Genomic DNA, 17,798 nt, shown 5'->3' with positions numbered 1-17,798 from the left:
CGTCGCAACGGCTGTGATCGACGTTAAGGCCCCGGCAAGCGCGATTTCGCCAAACCGCTCTGCTATGACGGACAGAGAGACGAACGGTCGAGAGGCGCGGAAGGCGATCGTGATGAACGCGGCAGGACCAATGACCGGCCATGCCCGGCCACGCGACGCCCCCCGTCCGGGCTGGACGGGGAGGGGCCGCACGCGGCATGGATGGCACATGTCGCTCGTCCTCGCGCTCCTGATGCTGTTCGCATCGCTGCCGGCCGGGGCATGGGCGTTCGTGGAGGTCGCGGTCGAGGCGACGCGAATCGCGATTCATTTCGACGGCCAGGCCAGCTCCGCCCAGGCGACGCTGATGGAATCGCCCCGCCGGATCGCGGTCGACGTGCGCGGCACCGGGCTGGGCGATGCGTCGGGGGCGGGCGTCCCGGCGGTTCCCGCCGACGGTCCGGTGCGGGCGATCCGGCGGCAGCGGATACCCGGCGGCGAGCGCTTCGTGTTCGACCTGCGCAGCCCCGCGGTGGTCGCCGATGGCGGACTGGATGCGGAGGGGCGCGAACTGGTGCTCTCGCTGCAACCCGTCGAAGCTGCCCGCTTCGCTCAGGTAAGTGCGGCGGGGCCGCTCGACTTCCTGCCGCTGTCGCTCCGCTTCACGCGGCGCTCTCCCTACAAGGTGTCGATCCCGGTGCCGCCGCCCAAGAAGGGGCCGCCGCTGCCACGCGTGCGCGGTGACGACCGGCGGCCGCTGGTGGTGATCGATGCCGGGCATGGCGGCGTCGATCCCGGCGCGATCAACCCGATCAGCCATCTGCGCGAAAAGGACGTGACGCTGCGCATCGCCCGCGCGATCCGCGACGAACTGCTCGACGGCGGCCGGGTGCGGGTGGCCCTAACCCGCGACAGCGACAAATATCTGGTGTTGCGCGAGCGGTACGGCATCGCCCGCCGGCTGAAGGCCGACCTGTTCATCTCGATCCATTGCGACAGCGTGGGCCAGGCGGCGGCGACCGGCGCCTCGGTCTATACCCTGTCCGATGTCGCCTCCGACCGCGAGGCGGCACGGTTGGCCACGCGCGAAAACAAGGCGGACGTGATCGCCGGCGTCAATCTGGGTGAGGCGGGCGACGACGTGTCATCGATCCTGATCGACCTGACCCGGCGCGAGACGATGAACAATTCCGCCGACTTTGCCCGGCTGCTGGGGCGGGAAGCCAGGGACCTCGTACCGATGAAGCCGGGCTTCCACCGCATGGCGTCGCTGATGGTGCTGAAGGCGCCCGACATGCCCTCGATCCTGTTCGAGACGGGCTATATCTCCAACCCGCAGGACGCCGCCTTCCTGGATTCGTCCAAGGGCCGCGAACGCATCGCTGAGAGTGTGCGCCGGGCGGTGGAGGTGCATTTCGCGCGGCGGATGGGGGCGGAGTAGGGGGTCGATTGTCTTCGCGGCCGGCAGCGGCTAACGGCTAGGGGCCGATGCCCCAAAGCCGAAACGCAGGGTTGAAACGCTGGGCCGGGATGAGGGACGATAACATGCACACCGATGCTGGTACGGCGTTCGTCGTCGCCGATCCAGCCGTGCAGCGGCTGTCGATGCCGCATGTGCCGGCGCTCGACGGGTTGCGCGCGTTGGCGATCGGCATCGTGTTCGTGTCACATTCCGGATTGGGGTCGGTGGTGCCCGGCGGATTGGGCGTCACGATTTTCTTTTTCCTGTCCGGATTTCTCATCACGTCGCTGTTGCGGGTGGAGTTCGCCGGGGCCGGAACGATCAGCTTCTTCGGCTTCTACATGCGCCGCGTGTTCCGGATCATGCCGCCGCTGTGGCTGACGATGATGTTCGTGGCGGCGTTGGTGGCGACGGGGCTGATGGCTGCCGATCCGGATCCGATCGGTGTCGCCGCGCAGGCATTGTTCGCGACGAACTATGTCGAAATGTGGTACGGGCGGCTCGGCCTGCCCGGCATGCCGCTCTGGTCGCTTGCCGTGGAGGAGCATTTCTACTTCCTGTTCCCGCTATTGTTCCTGTTCCTGATGAAGACCTCCACCGCGCGGCGGACTGCGGTCTGGTGCGGCATATTATGCGTCGTCGTGCTGATGTTGCGGATGGTCCATGTGTTCGTCTGGAACGACATGTACCAGCCCTACTACCTCACCCACACCCGGATCGATTCGATCCTGTTCGGCTGTATCCTGGCCCTTTGGCAGAACCCGGTTCTGGGGGAAAAGGCGTGGAAGCCGCGCCCCCTTTGGGTGGCCGTCGCGCTGGGCGCGTTGTTCATGACCGTCGCCATCCGGCAGCCGCAGTTTCGGGAAACGGTGCGCTACACCATTCAGGGCATCAGTCTTTTCGTGTTGTTCTCGGCAGCGTTATGGGCGCGGGGGCCGGTGGGGACCGTTCTGGCCAATCCGGTGTTGAAACGTATCGGACTGTATTCATACACGATCTATCTGGTTCATTTTGCGATCATCCATCTGATTGCCGAAAACCTGACTCATGGCTCGATGCTGCTGGCCGGCATCATCGCCATTCTGCCGACCTGGGGTTATGCCGCCTTGATGTATCGTATCGTGGAAAGGCCGCTGGGGCGGTGGCGCCGCCGTCTTGATCTGTTCGAGACCGCCCCGCCGCTCGGCCAGACCCAGAGGTCTGCTGATTCCATCTAGCCGGTCGCATGGCGGATGACGGCGAAATAACGAAACGCGTCGTCGACCTGTGCCGGTTCCGGCCTCAGGTCATGTCAGGGCGTTGGGCGAAGGCGGCGCAGGCGAACGATGTCCCGCATCATCTTGGTGCGGGTCTGCAACTCGCGTGCCTCGCCAGTGACACGCCGTCCGTGGCGTGGCGGGAGGCGATATCACCGATCACGCCGTTTTTGCGGCGCAACTGCCGGGTTTCCTTGCGGGTTAACCAACCGCCGGCTCGATCGGGGCGAATGTCATCTTCTATCCGGTCGACCTGGCGTCCGATCGTCGGTTGGGGAATGGTGGCGCCGGTCCCCGGGCGATCGGGCGGGTCGGCAGGTCGATGCGGCGCGAAGGCGGTGGCGCCCGATAGCCATCCTATCACTGCGCGGTCGCCGATCCAGCGGTCACGGCGATCGTCAGGGGCATTGCCATCATACGTATAGACCGGAATTCCCGTCAGGCGGATATTGTCGAACGTCAGCGTCGGCGACCATGGCTGAACGGTTCGTGACCGGTGCGGCCCCTTGCCGGGCGCGTTCCTGCCGACTGGCGACGAGCCGCCAAGCTGGTATAGCATCGCCGGACATGGTGTGCGTATCCCCTCGTTTCTTTTCGTCCGCCCCGCCCCGCGCGGCAGGGGGCATGGCATGATCCGGCGGTGGTGGCGCCGTTGGTGGGTAAAGGGCTTGGCTGGCATCGCGCTGCTCGGCGTGGCAGGTCTGTTCCTGCTCTGGGTGCTTGTGATCCGCGACCTGCCCTCGGTCGATCAGCTGCGCACCTACGAGCCGCCCTTGCCCACCAATGTCCGGGGCGGCGACGGGGTGCCGATCCGTACCTATGCGCGCGAGCGGCGCGTGCAGCTGGCCTATGCCGAATATCCGCCGATGCTGGTGAACGCGTTCCTGGCGGCGGAGGATCGCACCTTTTTCGAGCATCACGGCGTCGACTATCCGGGCCTTGCCGGCGCGGTGATCGATTACGTGACCAAGATCGGCAGCGGCCGCCGCGCCAAGGGCGGATCGACGATCACGCAGCAGGTGGTGAAGAACTTGCTGATCGACAACGAATATTCACCGACCCGAAAATTGCGGGAGGCGATCCTGGCGTGGCGGATCGAGGATACGCTGACCAAGGAGCAAATCCTCGAACTGTATCTCAACCAGATCGCTCTGGGTCGGAACGCGTTCGGGGTGGAGGCGGCGAGCCACGCCTATTTCGACAAGGAGCTGAAGAACCTGACGCTGGCACAGATCGCTTATCTCGCGATCCTGCCCAAGGGGCCGTCCAACTACGATCCGATCCGCCATACCGAACGCGCGCTGGAACGCCGCGATTATGTGCTGCGCGAGATGGTGAGGAACGGCTTCGTCGGTGCGCGGCAAGCGGCGGCGGCACGGGCCGAACCGCTGGGTACCGTGTTGCGGCGGACGCCGACCTTCGTCGCGATGGGCGGTTATTTCGTTGAGGAGGTTCGCCGGCATCTGCTCGCGAAGTTCGGAGAGACCGCGAAGGCCAGTCCCAACAGCGTCTATCAGGGCGGCCTGTGGGTGCGCACGTCGCTCGACACGCGGCTGCAGGGGCTGGCGACGCAGGCGTTGCGGGACGGGTTGATCCGCTATGCCGGGCAACGCAGCTGGAACGGGCCGTTGCGCCATGTCGAGATCGCGGGCGAAGACTGGCAGCAGGCGCTGCTCAACACCAATATCGCGCTCGATTATAACGACTGGCGCGCGGCGATCGTGATCGAGCGCGATGGCGATACGTGGCAGCTCGGCTTCGCCAATGGCCGTACCGGCACCCTGCCGCGCCGCGCCGCGCAACTGCCGCGGCAGGGCAGCGCCGGCGCCGCATTCGGCGCGATCAAGCGGGGGGATATCATCGCGGTGGCCCCCTTGGGCGGCGACTGGGCGCTACGCTCCGTCCCGCGTATCTCGGGCGGTTTCGTGGTCGAGGAACCGGCGACCGGCCGCATCCTCGCGATGCAGGGCGGGTTCGACGACCGATTGCAGGCGTTCAACCGCGCGACGCAGGCGATGCGCCAGCCGGGATCGACGATCAAGCCGATCGTCTACGCCGCCGCGCTGGAAAACGGGATGACGCCCGCCTCGATCATCGTCGACGGGCCGTTCTGCGTCTATCAGGGCGCGCGGCTGGGACAGAAATGCTTCCGCAATTTCGCCAACATGCGCGCCGCCGGGCCGCAGACGATGCGCTGGGGGATCGAACAGTCGCGTAACCTGATGACGGTGCGTACCGCCGCGCAGACCGGCATGCCACGCGTGGTCGACGTGATGAAGCGGATGGGGGTGGGGACGTATCCGCCCTATCTCTCCTTCGCGCTGGGCGCGGGCGAGACGACCGTTGCGCGGATGGTCAACGCCTATGCGATGCTGGCCAACTGGGGGCGTGGCGACGATCCGACGCTGATCGATTTCGTGCAGGACCGCCACGGCAAGGTGATCTGGCCGGATAACTGGCGTGCCTGCGACGGCTGCAACGCGCGCGACTGGAACGGTGGCGCGATGCCGCGTCCGGCCAGCCGGATGCGGCAGGCGATCGACGCGCAGACCGCATATCAGATGGTGCATATTACCGAAGGCGTGATCCAGCGTGGCACCGCCACCGTGCTGCGCGATCTGGATCGGCCGATGTTCGGCAAGACCGGTACCACGACCGGGCCGACCGACGTCTGGTTCATCGGCGGCACGCCGCAGTTCATCGCCGGGCTCTATATGGGCTACGACAATCCCCGCAAGCTGGGCGCGGCGGAGGGCGGCACGGTCGCCGCCCCGATCTTCAAGCAGTTCGCGACGAAGGCGTATGAGGGAATGGAGAAACTGCCGTTCCGGGCGCCGCCGGGGATGCGGATGGTCCGCATCGATCGTCGCAGCGGCCGGCCTGTGTTCGGTACATGGCCCGATACGTCCGATCCGAAGGCGGCGGTGATCTGGGAAGCGTTCAAGGCGGAAACCGAACCGCGCCGCGTCAGCCGCCGCAGCACCCGTCCCGCCACGACCGATGCCCCCGCCGCCGCGGCGACGCAGGCACCCCGCGACAGCGATTTCTTGCAAAGGGAAGGCGGAATCTACTAGCCGCATCCCTACATAATCGGATCGTCCCCGATCCGCTGGAGAATTACCATGCGCGCCGAAGCGCAGGCTCATGTCGATACGATCAACGATGCCCTCGCGCTGCTGCGCCGGTTCCTCGATTGGGACCGCGCGTTGCGCCGGCTGGACGAACTCAACGCGCGGGTCGAGGATCAGGCGCTGTGGAACGATCCGAAGGCCGCACAGGAGGTGATGCGCGAGCGGCGCCGTCTGGACGAGGCGATCGCCGCGACGCGCGCGATCGAATCGGAACTGGAAGGCACGGTCGAACTGATCGAACTGGCCGATGCCGAGGGCGATACCGAACTGGCGGACGAAGGGGCCAGGAGCCTCGCCGAACTGGCTGCGCGTGCCGACCGCGACAAGGTGAAGGCGCTGCTGGCCGGCGAGGCGGATGGCAACGACACGTATATCGAGGTCAATGCCGGCGCCGGCGGCACCGAATCGCAGGACTGGGCCGGGATGCTCAGCCGGATGTATTCGCGCTGGGGCGAACGTCATGGGTTGAAGGTCGAGGTGATCGACAGCCATTCGGGCGAGCAGGCGGGGATCAAGTCCGCCACGCTCCTGCTGAAGGGCGAGAACGCCTATGGCTATGCCAAGACCGAATCGGGCGTTCACCGGCTGGTGCGGATCAGCCCGTATGATTCGGCGGCGCGGCGACACACCAGCTTCGCGTCCGTCTGGGTCTATCCGGTCGTCGACGACAATATCGAGGTCGAGTACAACGAAAGCGACCTGCGCATCGATACCTATCGCGCATCGGGCGCGGGCGGGCAGCACATCAACACCACCGATTCGGCGGTGCGGATCACGCATATACCCACCGGGATCGTCGTGCAGTGCCAGAACCAGCGGTCGCAGCACAAGAACAAGGCAGAGGCGTACAACCAGCTGCGCGCCCGCCTGTACGAACGCGAACTGGCGATCCGCGAACAGGCGGCAAATGCGGAGAATGCCAGCAAGACCGATATCGGCTGGGGCCACCAGATCCGCTCCTATGTTCTCCAGCCCTATCAGCTGGTGAAGGATCTGCGCACCGGCGTTACCTCCACCAGCCCGTCCGACGTGCTGGACGGTGATCTCGATCCCTTCATGGCGGCGGCCCTGTCGCAGCGGGTGACGGGTGAGGTGGCCGAGGTGGAGGACGTCGATTGAGACGGATGACGATGGGGGGGACGGGGCTGGCGATGCTCCTGCTGCTGGCGGCGGGTTGCGACGGCTCCAAGCCGCTCATCAAGCGCGAGGCCGAAAAGCCCGGCCCGTTCCCCGCCGCGGACCGTCCGGTCGCGACGATCGTCTCGGCGCGCTGGTCGAACGAGGAGGCGCGCGACCGGCTGCGTGAGGCCGCACAGGTGATGGACAAGGCCGAAATCCGCCGTGGCATGACCGTCGCCGATATCGGCGCGGGCGAGGGTTATTACACGATCCGCCTCGCCGCGCGGGTCGGCGAGGACGGCCGCGTGCTGGCCGAGGACATCGTTGCCGCCACCCGCGACCAGCTGGCCGAACGGGTATCGCGCGAACGGCTCGACAATGTCAGCGTCCGGCTGGGCGAGGCCGCCGACCCCAAGCTGCCCGATGCCAGTTTCGACCGGGTGCTGATGGTCCATATGTATCACGAGATCGCGCAGCCCTACGAGTTCCTGTGGCGGCTGCGGCCGTCGCTGAAGCCGAACGGGCTGGTCGTGGTGGTCGACGCCAATCGCCCCACCCAGGCGCATGGCACGCCGCCGCCGCTGCTGGCGTGCGAGTTCGCCGCGGTCGGCTATGTGCAGGTATCGCAGGTGCCGATGCGCAGCGCGGGCGGCTATATGGCGACGTTCCGGGCAGAGGGGCCACGGCCCGAACCGGCCGCGATCAAGCCGTGCCGCTTGCAATCGCCCGCCCCCGCTCCTGCCCGGACGATGCATCCATGAAGCAATATCTCGATCTGATGCGTCGCGTGCTGGACGACGGCGCAGTGCAGATGGACCGCACCGGCACCGGCACCCGCTCCGTCTTCGGCCATCAGATGCGGTTCGACCTGTCCGCCGGTTTCCCGGTGCTGACGACCAAAAAGCTGCACCTGCGCTCGATCATCGTCGAGCTGCTGTGGTTCCTGCGCGGCGACACCAACGTGAAGTGGTTGCAGGACCGCCGCGTCAGCATCTGGAACGAATGGGCGGACGAGGCGGGCGATCTCGGCCCGGTCTATGGCAAGCAGTGGCGCGACTGGGAAACGGCGGACGGCCGCCATCTCGATCAGATCGCCGAACTGGTGACGACGATCCGCGACAACCCGTCATCCCGCCGCCAGATCGTGACCGCGTGGAATCCCGGTGAGTTGCACGCGATGGCGCTGTCGCCCTGCCACTGCCTGTTCCAGACCCATGTCGCGAACGGCCGGCTGTCGTTGCAGCTCTACCAGCGGTCGGCGGATATCTTCCTGGGCGTGCCGTTCAACATCGCCAGCTATGCGCTGCTGACGCACATGCTGGCACAGCAATGCGGGCTGGAGGCGGGCGACTTCATCTGGACCGGCGGCGATTGCCACCTCTACCTCAACCATCTGGAACAGGCGGAACTGCAATTGACGCGCGCGCCTGGCGTATTACCCCGGCTGGAGATACTGCGCCGGCCCGACGCGATCGACGGCTATGACGAAGGCGATTTCGTACTCCACGATTACGTCGCGCAGCCGCATATCAAGGCACCGGTCGCGGTCTGAGCGCAATCGACTCGCAACAGGAACGGCGCGTCGGGCCCATGGTTGAGCGCGCATGGACATCACGCAACTCATCCTAGACGATCATGCCGAACAGCGGAAAATGTTTGCCCAGATCGAGCAGATCGATCGCAGCGACACGGCCGCGCTGGCCGCCATCTGGAACCGGCTGAAGGCGCTGCTCGACAGCCATGCCGAGGCGGAGGAACGCTTCTTCTACCCCCGGCTGATGCAGATCGGTACCGGTGGCGGCGATGCCGATTCGGCGGCCGATGAAACCGAGGACGCGATCGAGGATCACAACGATATCCGCGATACCGGCGATGCAGTTGATGAACATCCGGTCGGCAGCGACGGATGGTTTGAGGCGGTGAACAAGTGCAATCAGGCGAACAGCGACCACATGGCCGAGGAGGAACGGCAGGGCCTGACGGACTTCCGCCGCCACGCCACGCTGGATGAGCGTCATGCATTGGCAGTCCGCTTCGCGCAGTTCGAGGCGGAGCACCGGATGGGCGTGACGCCGGTGGACAAGGACCCCAAGGCGTATGTGAAGGATCACGCACCAGCGTAAGTGGAGCGCGGCCCGGTAGCGGCAAACGTCTCGCCGCCATCGATACATCGGGGCATAAGGCGCCGATGATCAGCTTCCACCTCGCGCGGGCCGACAACGGCGTCATCGGTATCGACGGTCGTCTGCCCTGGCATATCCCCGCCGACCTGAAACGGTTCAAGGCGCAGACGCTGGGCCGGGCGATGGTGATGGGCCGCCGCACGTTCGACAGCTTTCCCGCGCCCTTGCCCGGTCGTCGCCATATCGTGCTGACCCGCGATCCGGCATGGCAAGCCACCGGTGCGGAGGTGGTGCATTCCCCCGAAGATGCGCTGGCGCTGGCGGGGAACGACGCCGCGGTGATCGGCGGCGCGGAGATCTTCGCGCTGTTCACCCCCGATCGCATCGAACTGACCGAAGTCCATGCGGCGCCGACCGGTGACGCGGTCGTCCCGGCCTTCACCGGCTGGCGTGAGATTTTCCGCGAGGATCACGCGGCGGACGGCGACCGGCCAGCCTACAGCTTCGTGACACTGGTCCGATAGCGGACCCACTCGCCATCCGGCTTCGACGCCGCTAGAGCGCGGCGATGCAGCGGCTTGACGGCGGCTCGGCCATTCCGCGCGATCTTGCCGGCGGGATCGTCGCGCTCGGTAATTTCGACGGGTTCCATCTGGGACATCAGGCGGTGGTGGGGGCCGCCATCGCGCGCGCCCGCGCGGAGGGGCGACCGGCGCTGGTCGCGACGTTCGATCCGCATCCGGTGCGCCATTTCCGCCCCGATACGCCGCCGTTCCGGCTGACCACGCTCGACCAGCGCGAACGGCTGTTCGCGGCGGCGGGGGCGGATGCGATGGTGGTGTTCCGCTTCGATGGCGATCTCGCCGCGCTGACCGCGGACGATTTCGTCGAACACCGGCTGGTCGCGGCGCTGGGCGTCGGTGGAGTGGTGACGGGGGAGGATTTCACCTTCGGCCGGCACAAGGGCGGCGATGTCGCCTTGCTGCGCGACGCGGGGCTGCGCCACGGTTTCCACGCCACCGCGATCGGCCCGGTCACGCTGGACGGAGAGCCGGTGTCCTCCACCCGAATCCGCGACGCGCTGCGCGCCGGCGATCCGGTCGCTGCCGCCCGGTTGCTGACCCGGCCGTTCGCGATCCGGGGCGTGGTGGAGCATGGCGACAAGGTCGGCCGCACGATCGGCTATCCGACCGCGAACCTCAACATGGGCAAGTATCTGCGCCCCGCTTACGGCATCTATGCGGTGCGCGGCCGGCTGGCGGACGGGCGCGTGCTGGGCGGCGCGGCGAATCTGGGTATCCGGCCGCAGTTCGAGCCGCCCAAGGAACTGCTCGAACCCTATTTCTTCGACTTCGCCGGCGACCTGTACGGGCAGACGATCGAGGTCGAGTTGATCGAGTATCTGCGGCCCGAGGCGAAGTTCGACGGCCTCGATGCGCTGATGGCGCAGATGGAGGCCGATTGTGCGCGGGCGCGGGAGGTTCTAAGCGGCGGGCACCCATGACCGACGCAACCGAACCCGCCCGCGCTCCCGAACGGGATTACCGCGACACCGTCTTCCTGCCGAAGACCGACTTTCCGATGAAGGCGGGCCTCGCCGCCAAGGAGCCGGCGATCCTCGATCGCTGGGCGCGGATCGGCCTGTACGACCGGCTGCGCGCGGCGCGCGCCGGGCGCGAACGCTTCATCCTCCACGATGGCCCGCCCTACGCCAATGGCGACATCCATATGGGCCATGCGATGAACAAGGTGCTGAAGGACATCATCGTCCGCAGCCAGTCGCTGATGGGCAAGGACGCGCCCTATGTCCCCGGCTGGGACTGCCACGGCCTGCCGATCGAGTGGAAGGTCGAGGAAGCGTATCGCGCGAAGAAGCTCAACAAGGACGACGTGCCCGTCGAGCAGTTCCGCGCCGAATGCCGCGCCTATGCCGAGAAATGGGTCACGGTGCAGCGCGAGCAGTTCCAGCGGCTGGGTATCATGGGCGACTGGGCCGACCCGTATCTGACGATGAAGTACGAGGCCGAGGCGGCGATCGTCGGCGAACTGCTGAAATTCGCCGAGAGCGGCCAGCTCTATCGCGGTGCCAAGCCGGTGATGTGGTCGCCGGTCGAAAAGACCGCGCTGGCCGAGGCGGAGGTCGAATATGAGGACGTGGTGTCGACCCAGATCGACGTCGCATTCGAGATCGTCGACGCGCCGAACGCGCCCGAACTGGTCGGCGCCCATGCGGCGATCTGGACGACGACACCGTGGACGATCCCGGTCAATCAGGCGCTGAGTTACGGACCAGATATCGAGTATGTGCTGACACTTCATCAGGACGGCGGCCGATACGTTTTTGCTGAAGATTTAAGGAAATCGGCGGAAGATCGTGCTCAACTTGATGACTCGGTGATCGTTCAACGGTTCAAGGGCTCGCAATTGGAAGGCGCTACCGCCCGCCACCCGATGCACGCGCTCGGCGGCTTCTTCGCCAAGCCGCGCCCGTTCCTGCCGGGCGATTTCGTCACGACCGATGCCGGCACCGGCCTTGTCCATATGGCGCCCGATCACGGCGAGGACGATTTCCTGCTGTGCAAGCAATACGGCATCGACCCCGTCTTCGCGGTCGACGGTGCGGGCATGTACCGCGCGGACTGGGCGTGGCTGGGCGGGCAGGGCTCGGTCATCAACAAGAAGTTCGTCGGCGCGGACGGGCCGATCTGCACCGACCTGCGCGGCGTCGGCGCGCTGCTGGCGGCGAGCGACGACTTCGCGCACAGCTATCCGCATTCGTGGCGGTCGAAGGCGAAGGTGATCTTCCGCGCGACCCCGCAATGGTTCATTCCGATGGACCGGGCGCAGGGTGCTTCGACTTCGCTCAGCACGAACGGGGGTGGAGATGCAGATACCCTTACGCCGTTCGCCCTGAGCGAAGTCGAAGGGCCTGGGTCCAGCAACGGCGCCACGCTCCGCGAGATCGCGCTAGACGCGATCGCCGCGACGAAGTGGGTGCCCGCGCGGGCCGAGAACCGCATCACCTCGATGGTGCAGGGCCGGCCCGACTGGGTCATCAGCCGCCAGCGGGCATGGGGCGTGCCGATCGCGCTCTACGTCCATCGCCAGACCGGCGAGTATCTGAACGATCCGGCGGTCAACGCCCGCATCGTCGCCGCCTTCCGCGATGGCGGGGCGGATGCGTGGTTCACCGCGGATCATCAGGCGCTGCTCGGCAGCGATCACGATCTGGCCGATTACGAGCCCCAGCGCGACATCCTCGACGTGTGGTTCGATTCGGGCTGCACCCATGTCTTCACCGTCGAGGCGCGCTACGGCGAGGGCACCCGCGCGAACCTGTATCTGGAGGGGTCCGACCAGCATCGCGGCTGGTTCCAGTCGTCGTTGCTGGAAAGCTGCGGCACGCGTGGCCGCGCGCCGTACGACGCGGTGCTGACCCACGGCTTCGCGCTCGACGGGCAGGGGCGCAAGATGTCGAAATCGCTCGGCAACGTCGTCGATCCATTGAAGGTGATCGGCGAGAGCGGCGCGGATATCCTGCGCATGTGGGTCGCCTCCACCGATTATTTCGACGACGTGAAGATCGGCAAGGAAGTGCTGGCCACCGCGTCCGACGCCTATCGCAAGCTGCGCAATACGTTCCGCTATCTGCTCGGCGCGCTCGACGGCTTCACCGACGCGGAGAAGATCGAGCCGGCGGCGATGCCGGAACTGGAACGCTATGTCCTCCACCGGCTGGCGATGCTCGATACCGAATTGCGCGAGGCGGCGACGGGCTATGAGTTCAATCGCTATATCCGGCTGCTGACCGATTTCGCCAACGAGGACCTGTCGGCGTTCTTCTTCGACGTGCGCAAGGACAGCCTGTACTGCGACGCCGCCGACAGCCCGGTGCGCCGTGCTTACCGGACGGTGCTCGACACGCTGTTCCACGCGCTGGTCCGCTATGCCGCGCCGGTGCTGTGCTTCACCGCCGAGGAAGTGTGGCAGACCCGCTTCCCGGACGAGGAGGCGTCGGTCCATCTGCTCGAATGGCCGGTGCTGCCCGAACTGGCGGCGGACGCCGGGCTGGTCGAACGCTGGCGGACGTTGCGGCTGGTGCGCGGCGACATCAACGTCGCGCTGGAAAGCGCCCGGCGTGAAAAGCGCGTGCGGACCGGGCTGGAGGCCGATCTGGATGTCCGCATCCCGCTCGCCCCGCCGCTGCGCGCGATCGAGGAGGTCGGGCTCGATGTCTTCACCGAACTCTGCATCGCCGCGTCGGTCGAGGTCGCACCGGGCGACACGCCGGCCGCTGGAGTCGAGGTGACGGTGACGCCCACCGACAAGCACAAGTGCGGCCGATGCTGGCGGCATCTGCCCGAAGTGACGGTGGATGGCGCGCTGTGCGATCGCTGCGCGACGGTGGTGGCATGATGCTGCCGGTGCGCGGGATCGTCGCGGCGATCGCGTTGTTCGCGGCCGACCAGTTGAGCAAATGGGCGATCACCGGGCCGCTTGGTATCGATCATCTCGGCGCCGCGCGGGAGATCACCGGGTTCTTCGCGCTGCGCTTCGTGCCGAACGTCGGCGTCTCGCTGGGGCTGCTCTCGGCGGACAGCGATGCCAGCCGCTGGGCACTGGTCGCGATGACCGCAGTGATCGCGGCGGGCGTCGCGGTATGGATGATGCGCGAGAGGAACCCAGCCGACCAGGTTGCGCTGGGGCTGGTGCTGGGCGGTGCGCTCGGCAATATCCTCGATCGCATCCGGTTCGGTTTCGTGGTCGATTTCGCCGATCTGCATATCGGCGACTGGCGTCCGTTTTTGGTCTTCAATGTCGCGGATGCGGCGATTACGGTGGGGGTGCTGGTGCTGCTCGTCCGTGCGCTGCTGACCCGCGACAAGCCTCAGCCTATTGTGGAGAGTCCCCATGCGTAACGTCGTTGTTCTGGCCGCGGGGCTTGCGCTCCTGTCGGGGTGCGCGGGCAAGTCGCTCGATCGTGCCCGGCCCGACGAGTTCGCGGTCGCGCGGCAGGCACCGCTGGTGATCCCGCCCGATTACGCGCTGGTCCCGCCACAGCCTGGTGCCGCCCGTCCGCAGGACGCGCAGGGACAGACGCAGACGCTGGATGCCTTGTTCGGCGGCCGTGCGCCGCGCAGCGCCGCCGAAACCGCGACGCTGGGCGAGGCGGGCGTCGATGCCGCCGATCCCGGCATCCGCTCGTCGGTCGGCGATCCGGGCACCAACGTGGTGGACAAGGGTGCGGCCACCCGCGCGATCGTCGCCGCCCCGGCGAGCGACGGGCAGGACGCGCGCGCCACCGCCGGCGGTACGACCGCAGCTCCCGCGCCGACGGCAAGCCCGACGCCGCAGCCGTAACTACGGACGCGCCACCCGCGCGATCGGTAATGAAAAAGCCCCGCCTGCGATGGTCGCAGACGGGGCTTTTTCATCGTCTGGAGCCTGACCGGAGCAGGTGGGGTCACCGGCACGGTGGTGATGTTGCCGTGACCGACGAGCAACGCGTCATTTCGTCAAAAGCGCCTCGCCGCGAAGCGGGCGTCCACCGGGCGATGACGGTGGTTCGACATGGTCCGGTCATGCTCTAACGGGCGGCGCGTCCCGGTCCCCCGAACGGGGCGCACCGCCCGTCCGCTCAGAACGCGGCGGTGAGCGAAAACACCACCGTCGCGCCGGCGATCGTGCCCGCCCCGTCCTGACCCTTGCTGAAGCTGGGCTGGAGATAGGCGGAATCGGCCTTGCTGATGTCGGTATCGGTATAGGCGACACCCAGTGTCAGCGGCGTACCCTTGATCGCGTAGTCCGCACCGATCAGCCAGTCGAAATACTCGCCGGTCGGCGCAACGCTGGTCGCGAACGGTCCCAGGCCCTTGTTGCCGTTCGAATAGCCGATGTGCGCCTTGGCGGTCAGGCCGGTATTCGGGATGGCGGCGGCGGCGTCGCCCCACAGGTACAGATTGTCGTTCTTGTCGCCGGGATTGTCGTAGCCGATGCCGTTGTCGTAATCGACATTGGCCGCGATCGCGCCGGTCGACGACCAGGCGCCCAGCGCCTCCTGCTTCGGGGCATAGGCGACACCGGCGGTCAGGCTGGCGGGGCCGAGCGTGCCGGACAGCTTCACATAGGGTTCGATGAAGTCGGTGTTGTCGAAGCCGGAGGGGTACATGTACCAGGTCGCGCCGACATCCAGCGTGCCGCCGCCGACCGGCAGCTTGTAGCCGGCGATCAGGTCGAGTTCCATATTGGCGCCGCCGAACGTGCCCCAGCCCGCGAGGTTCGAACCCCATGTGCCGATGTAGAGCCCGCTTTCATGCGCGATCGTCACGCCGCCCTGCACCGCGAGGTTGCGATCCGATTGCGACACGCCGCGAAAGCGATAGTCCGAGACGAGGCCGACCGACCCGGTGACGGTGACGGGCGGGGGAGGAGTGGTTTCCTCCTGCGCGAGAGCGGGAGTAGCGGCCATCAGGCAAAGCCCGCCGGCCAGAAGGTGCGAGAAGCGCATCGTTGTCCCCTTCATGGGATGAATCCGATGTTCACGCCTGCATATCGGGGATGCCGCATCTGTATCGGGTCAAACCCGTGCGCGATCTTTCCGCCGACCGGGCCGACATGCCAGCGGCTTCGCACCTGCACAAGGGATTCGTTGCGCGATCCAGCCAGATCGGGACCGGTTGTTGCGCAGGCGACACAGCGGTCGCCGTCCTACCCCCGCGCGGCGGCGAAGCGGGCAAGGCCGCGATCGAGATCGGCGATCAGGTCGGCGGGGTCCTCCAGCCCGATCTGCAGGCGGATCATCGGGCCGGCGCGATCGGTGCGGGTGACGGTGCGGTGGCGATGCGGGTCGACGGGCAACGCCAGGCTTTCGTAACCGCCCCAGCTATAGCCGATGCCGAAATGGGCCAGCCCGTCGATCAGCGCGGCCCGGGCGGCGTCGTCGCCACCGTTCAGCACGAACGAGAACAGACCCGATGGTCCATGAAAATCGCGGGCGAATACGTCATGGCCGGGGCAGCCGGGCAGGGCAGGGTGGAGTACGGCGGCGACCTCCGGCCGGTCCGCCAGCCAGCGGGCGATCGCCAGCGCGCTGTCGCCATGCTGGCGCAGCCGCACCGCCATGGTGCGCAGGCCCCGGCTGGCGAGCCATGCGTCGTCGGGCGCGACGTGCTGGCCGAGCTGGAAACTGGTGTCGCGCAAGGCGGCGAACCGGCCCGGCCCGGCGGTGACGGACCCGAGCATCACGTCGGAATGGCCGACGATGTATTTGGTGCAGGCGAGGATCGCATAGTCCACACCGTGCGCGATCGCCGGGAACAGCAACGGCGTCGCCCAGGTGTTGTCCAGCAGCGTCACCAGCCCGCGTTCCCGGGCGACCGCGACGATCGCGGGCACGTCCTGCACCTCGAACGTCAGGCTGCCGGGACTTTCCATGAAGATCGCCCGCGTTGCCGGACCGATCAGGTCGGCGATCCCGGCGCCGACCAGCGGATCGTAGAAGCGGGTGGCGATGCCGAACCGCGCCAGCATCCCCGTCGCGAAGCCGCGCGTCGGATCATAGGCGCTGTCGGGTACCAGCAGTTCGTCGCCCGGCGACAAGGTCGCAAGCAAGGCGGCGGCGATCGCCGCGACGCCGGACGGATAGAGGAACGTCCCTTCCGCCCCCGGCTCCAGTTCCGTCAGCGCCTCCGCCAGCGACCACTGCGTCGGCGTGCCGCGGCGACCGTAGAACAGGCGATGATGCGTATCGCAGCCCGCCGCCGCGCGCAGATCGGCGACCGAATCGTACAGGATGGTCGACGCGCGCCACACCGGCGGGTTGACGATGCCGCCGGTCCATTCCGGGCGGCGGCCGGCCTGCACCACCTGCGTGGCCGGGCGGGTGTCGGGATCATGCTTCATCGGAACCGGTCGCCTTGGGAGTGGAGGGATCGCGGCCCCATTCGGACCAGCTACCGTCATAGATCGCCGCCTCGTGCCCCGTCAGGTGCAGGGCGAACGCGATCACCGCGGCGGTGATGCCCGACCCGCAGGTCGCGACAACGGGCCTATCGGGGTCGAGCCCGGCCAGCGTCGCGGCAAGATCGTCGTCGCGCTTCCATCGGCCGTCGGCGTCGAAGAACCGCGCGTAGGGGATGTTGCGCGATCCCGGGATATGGCCGGGGGCGGCACCGTGCGGATCGCCCTCCGCACCCGTGAAGCGGGCAGCCGAGCGGGCATCCACCAGTTGCTCTTCGCCGCTGGCCAGATTGGCCCGGATCTGCACCATGTCGCGCAGGCGGGCCGGATCGAACCGGGGCATGAGGGTCTTGGGTGAAGGCGTGACCGTGCCGGTTTCCAGCTCATGCCCCGCGCCGCGCCACGCCGCCAGCCCGCCGTCGAGGATCGCGACATCGCCAAGGCCATAGCTGCGCAGCAGCCACCACGCGCGCGCCGCGCTACGCCACGGCGAATCGTCGTACAGCACGACCCGTGTCCCGTCGCCGATCCCCAGCGCGCCGTAATGCGCAGCGACCTGCGCCGCATCCGGCAGCATGTTGGGCAAAGGCGACGCGGTGTCGCGGAGCGCCGCCAGATCGAGGAACACCGCGCCGGGAATATGCCCCGCCTCATACTCCGAGCGCGCGTCGCGCCCCAGTGCCGGGTCGAGCAGCGTTGCATCGACGACGATCAGATCGGGGGCACCAAGCGCATCGGCGAGCCAGTCGACGGATACCAGTGAGTCCAT

At 67.2% G+C, this 17,798-nt stretch carries 16 protein-coding genes; 12 read left to right on the top strand and 4 right to left on the bottom strand.

Annotation, left to right across the window (positions count from 1 at the left end; all coding sequences use genetic code 11):
* Positions 1–208 precede the first annotated feature (208 nt).
* Together ABD719_RS07430 and ABD719_RS07425 are read left to right on the top strand one after the other, a co-directional pair.
* Positions 209–1,420: an N-acetylmuramoyl-L-alanine amidase gene (locus ABD719_RS07430; RefSeq protein WP_344692730.1), complete on the top strand. Its 1,212-nt coding sequence runs from the start codon at positions 209–211 to the stop codon at positions 1,418–1,420.
* Between the two features lie 104 nt (positions 1,421–1,524).
* Entirely contained in the window at positions 1,525–2,658 is a 1,134-nt protein-coding gene (locus ABD719_RS07425; protein ID WP_344692728.1) for an acyltransferase family protein, read from the top strand.
* Between the two features lie 118 nt (positions 2,659–2,776).
* On the opposite strand, the gene ABD719_RS07420 is transcribed toward ABD719_RS07425, so the two are convergent.
* Positions 2,777–3,256, bottom strand: a complete 480-nt coding sequence (locus tag ABD719_RS07420) for a hypothetical protein (RefSeq protein WP_344692727.1) — start codon at positions 3,254–3,256, stop codon at positions 2,777–2,779.
* A gap of 70 nt (positions 3,257–3,326) precedes the next feature.
* Between ABD719_RS07420 and ABD719_RS07415 the strand changes: the two genes are divergently transcribed.
* The 10 genes from ABD719_RS07415 to ABD719_RS07370 all read left to right on the top strand — a co-directional run bounded on the left by ABD719_RS07415 (position 3,327) and on the right by ABD719_RS07370 (position 14,431).
* Positions 3,327–5,771 carry a penicillin-binding protein 1A gene (locus ABD719_RS07415; RefSeq protein ID WP_344692726.1) on the top strand — a complete coding sequence of 815 codons (2,445 nt, stop codon included), beginning with the start codon at positions 3,327–3,329 and terminating at the stop codon, positions 5,769–5,771.
* 48 nt (positions 5,772–5,819) lie between these two features.
* Positions 5,820–6,947, top strand: a complete 1,128-nt coding sequence (prfB, locus tag ABD719_RS07410) for a peptide chain release factor 2 (protein ID WP_192123919.1) — start codon at positions 5,820–5,822, stop codon at positions 6,945–6,947.
* A gap of 32 nt (positions 6,948–6,979) precedes the next feature.
* Complete coding sequence (locus ABD719_RS07405) at positions 6,980–7,708, top strand: class I SAM-dependent methyltransferase (RefSeq protein WP_344692725.1); 729 nt, start codon at positions 6,980–6,982, stop codon at positions 7,706–7,708.
* Positions 7,705–8,499: a thymidylate synthase gene (locus ABD719_RS07400; protein ID WP_344692724.1), complete on the top strand. Its 795-nt coding sequence runs from the start codon at positions 7,705–7,707 to the stop codon at positions 8,497–8,499. Before ABD719_RS07405 ends, ABD719_RS07400 begins: the two co-directional genes overlap by 4 nt.
* A 52-nt stretch (positions 8,500–8,551) precedes the next feature.
* Positions 8,552–9,070, top strand: coding sequence for a hemerythrin domain-containing protein (locus tag ABD719_RS07395; protein WP_344692723.1), 519 nt, complete (start codon positions 8,552–8,554; stop codon positions 9,068–9,070).
* Between the two features lie 65 nt (positions 9,071–9,135).
* Positions 9,136–9,594: a dihydrofolate reductase gene (locus ABD719_RS07390; RefSeq protein WP_344692722.1), complete on the top strand. Its 459-nt coding sequence runs from the start codon at positions 9,136–9,138 to the stop codon at positions 9,592–9,594.
* Between the two features lie 44 nt (positions 9,595–9,638).
* Positions 9,639–10,574, top strand: a complete 936-nt coding sequence (locus tag ABD719_RS07385; RefSeq protein WP_344692721.1) for a bifunctional riboflavin kinase/FAD synthetase — start codon at positions 9,639–9,641, stop codon at positions 10,572–10,574.
* On the top strand, positions 10,571–13,486 hold the full coding sequence (gene ileS / locus ABD719_RS07380) for an isoleucine--tRNA ligase (RefSeq protein WP_344692720.1): 2,916 nt from the start codon (positions 10,571–10,573) through the stop codon (positions 13,484–13,486). The genes ABD719_RS07385 and ileS overlap by 4 nt, the downstream gene beginning before the upstream one ends.
* Positions 13,483–13,989, top strand: a complete 507-nt coding sequence (gene lspA, locus ABD719_RS07375; protein ID WP_344693076.1) for a signal peptidase II — start codon at positions 13,483–13,485, stop codon at positions 13,987–13,989. Before ileS ends, lspA begins: the two co-directional genes overlap by 4 nt.
* Positions 13,982–14,431 carry a DUF3035 domain-containing protein gene (locus ABD719_RS07370; RefSeq protein ID WP_344692719.1) on the top strand — a complete coding sequence of 150 codons (450 nt, stop codon included), beginning with the start codon at positions 13,982–13,984 and terminating at the stop codon, positions 14,429–14,431. Before lspA ends, ABD719_RS07370 begins: the two co-directional genes overlap by 8 nt.
* A gap of 277 nt (positions 14,432–14,708) precedes the next feature.
* Here the strand turns inward: ABD719_RS07370 and ABD719_RS07365 are convergent, their stop codons facing one another.
* The 3 genes from ABD719_RS07365 to ABD719_RS07355 form a co-directional block, all read right to left on the bottom strand.
* Positions 14,709–15,593, bottom strand: a complete 885-nt coding sequence (locus ABD719_RS07365; RefSeq protein ID WP_344692718.1) for a TorF family putative porin — start codon at positions 15,591–15,593, stop codon at positions 14,709–14,711.
* 185 nt (positions 15,594–15,778) lie between these two features.
* A complete protein-coding gene (gene metC, locus ABD719_RS07360; protein ID WP_344692717.1) occupies positions 15,779–16,972 on the bottom strand; it encodes a cystathionine beta-lyase in 1,194 nt (397 codons plus the stop codon).
* Positions 16,962–17,798 (bottom strand): sulfurtransferase, encoded by an 837-nt coding sequence (locus ABD719_RS07355; RefSeq protein ID WP_344692716.1) that lies wholly within the window; start codon positions 17,796–17,798, stop codon positions 16,962–16,964. Before ABD719_RS07355 ends, metC begins: the two co-directional genes overlap by 11 nt.

Source organism: Sphingomonas cynarae (assembly GCF_039537815.1).
GTDB classification, from domain to species: domain Bacteria; phylum Pseudomonadota; class Alphaproteobacteria; order Sphingomonadales; family Sphingomonadaceae; genus Sphingomonas; species Sphingomonas cynarae.
This window is presented reverse-complemented; position numbering and strand designations above follow the sequence as displayed.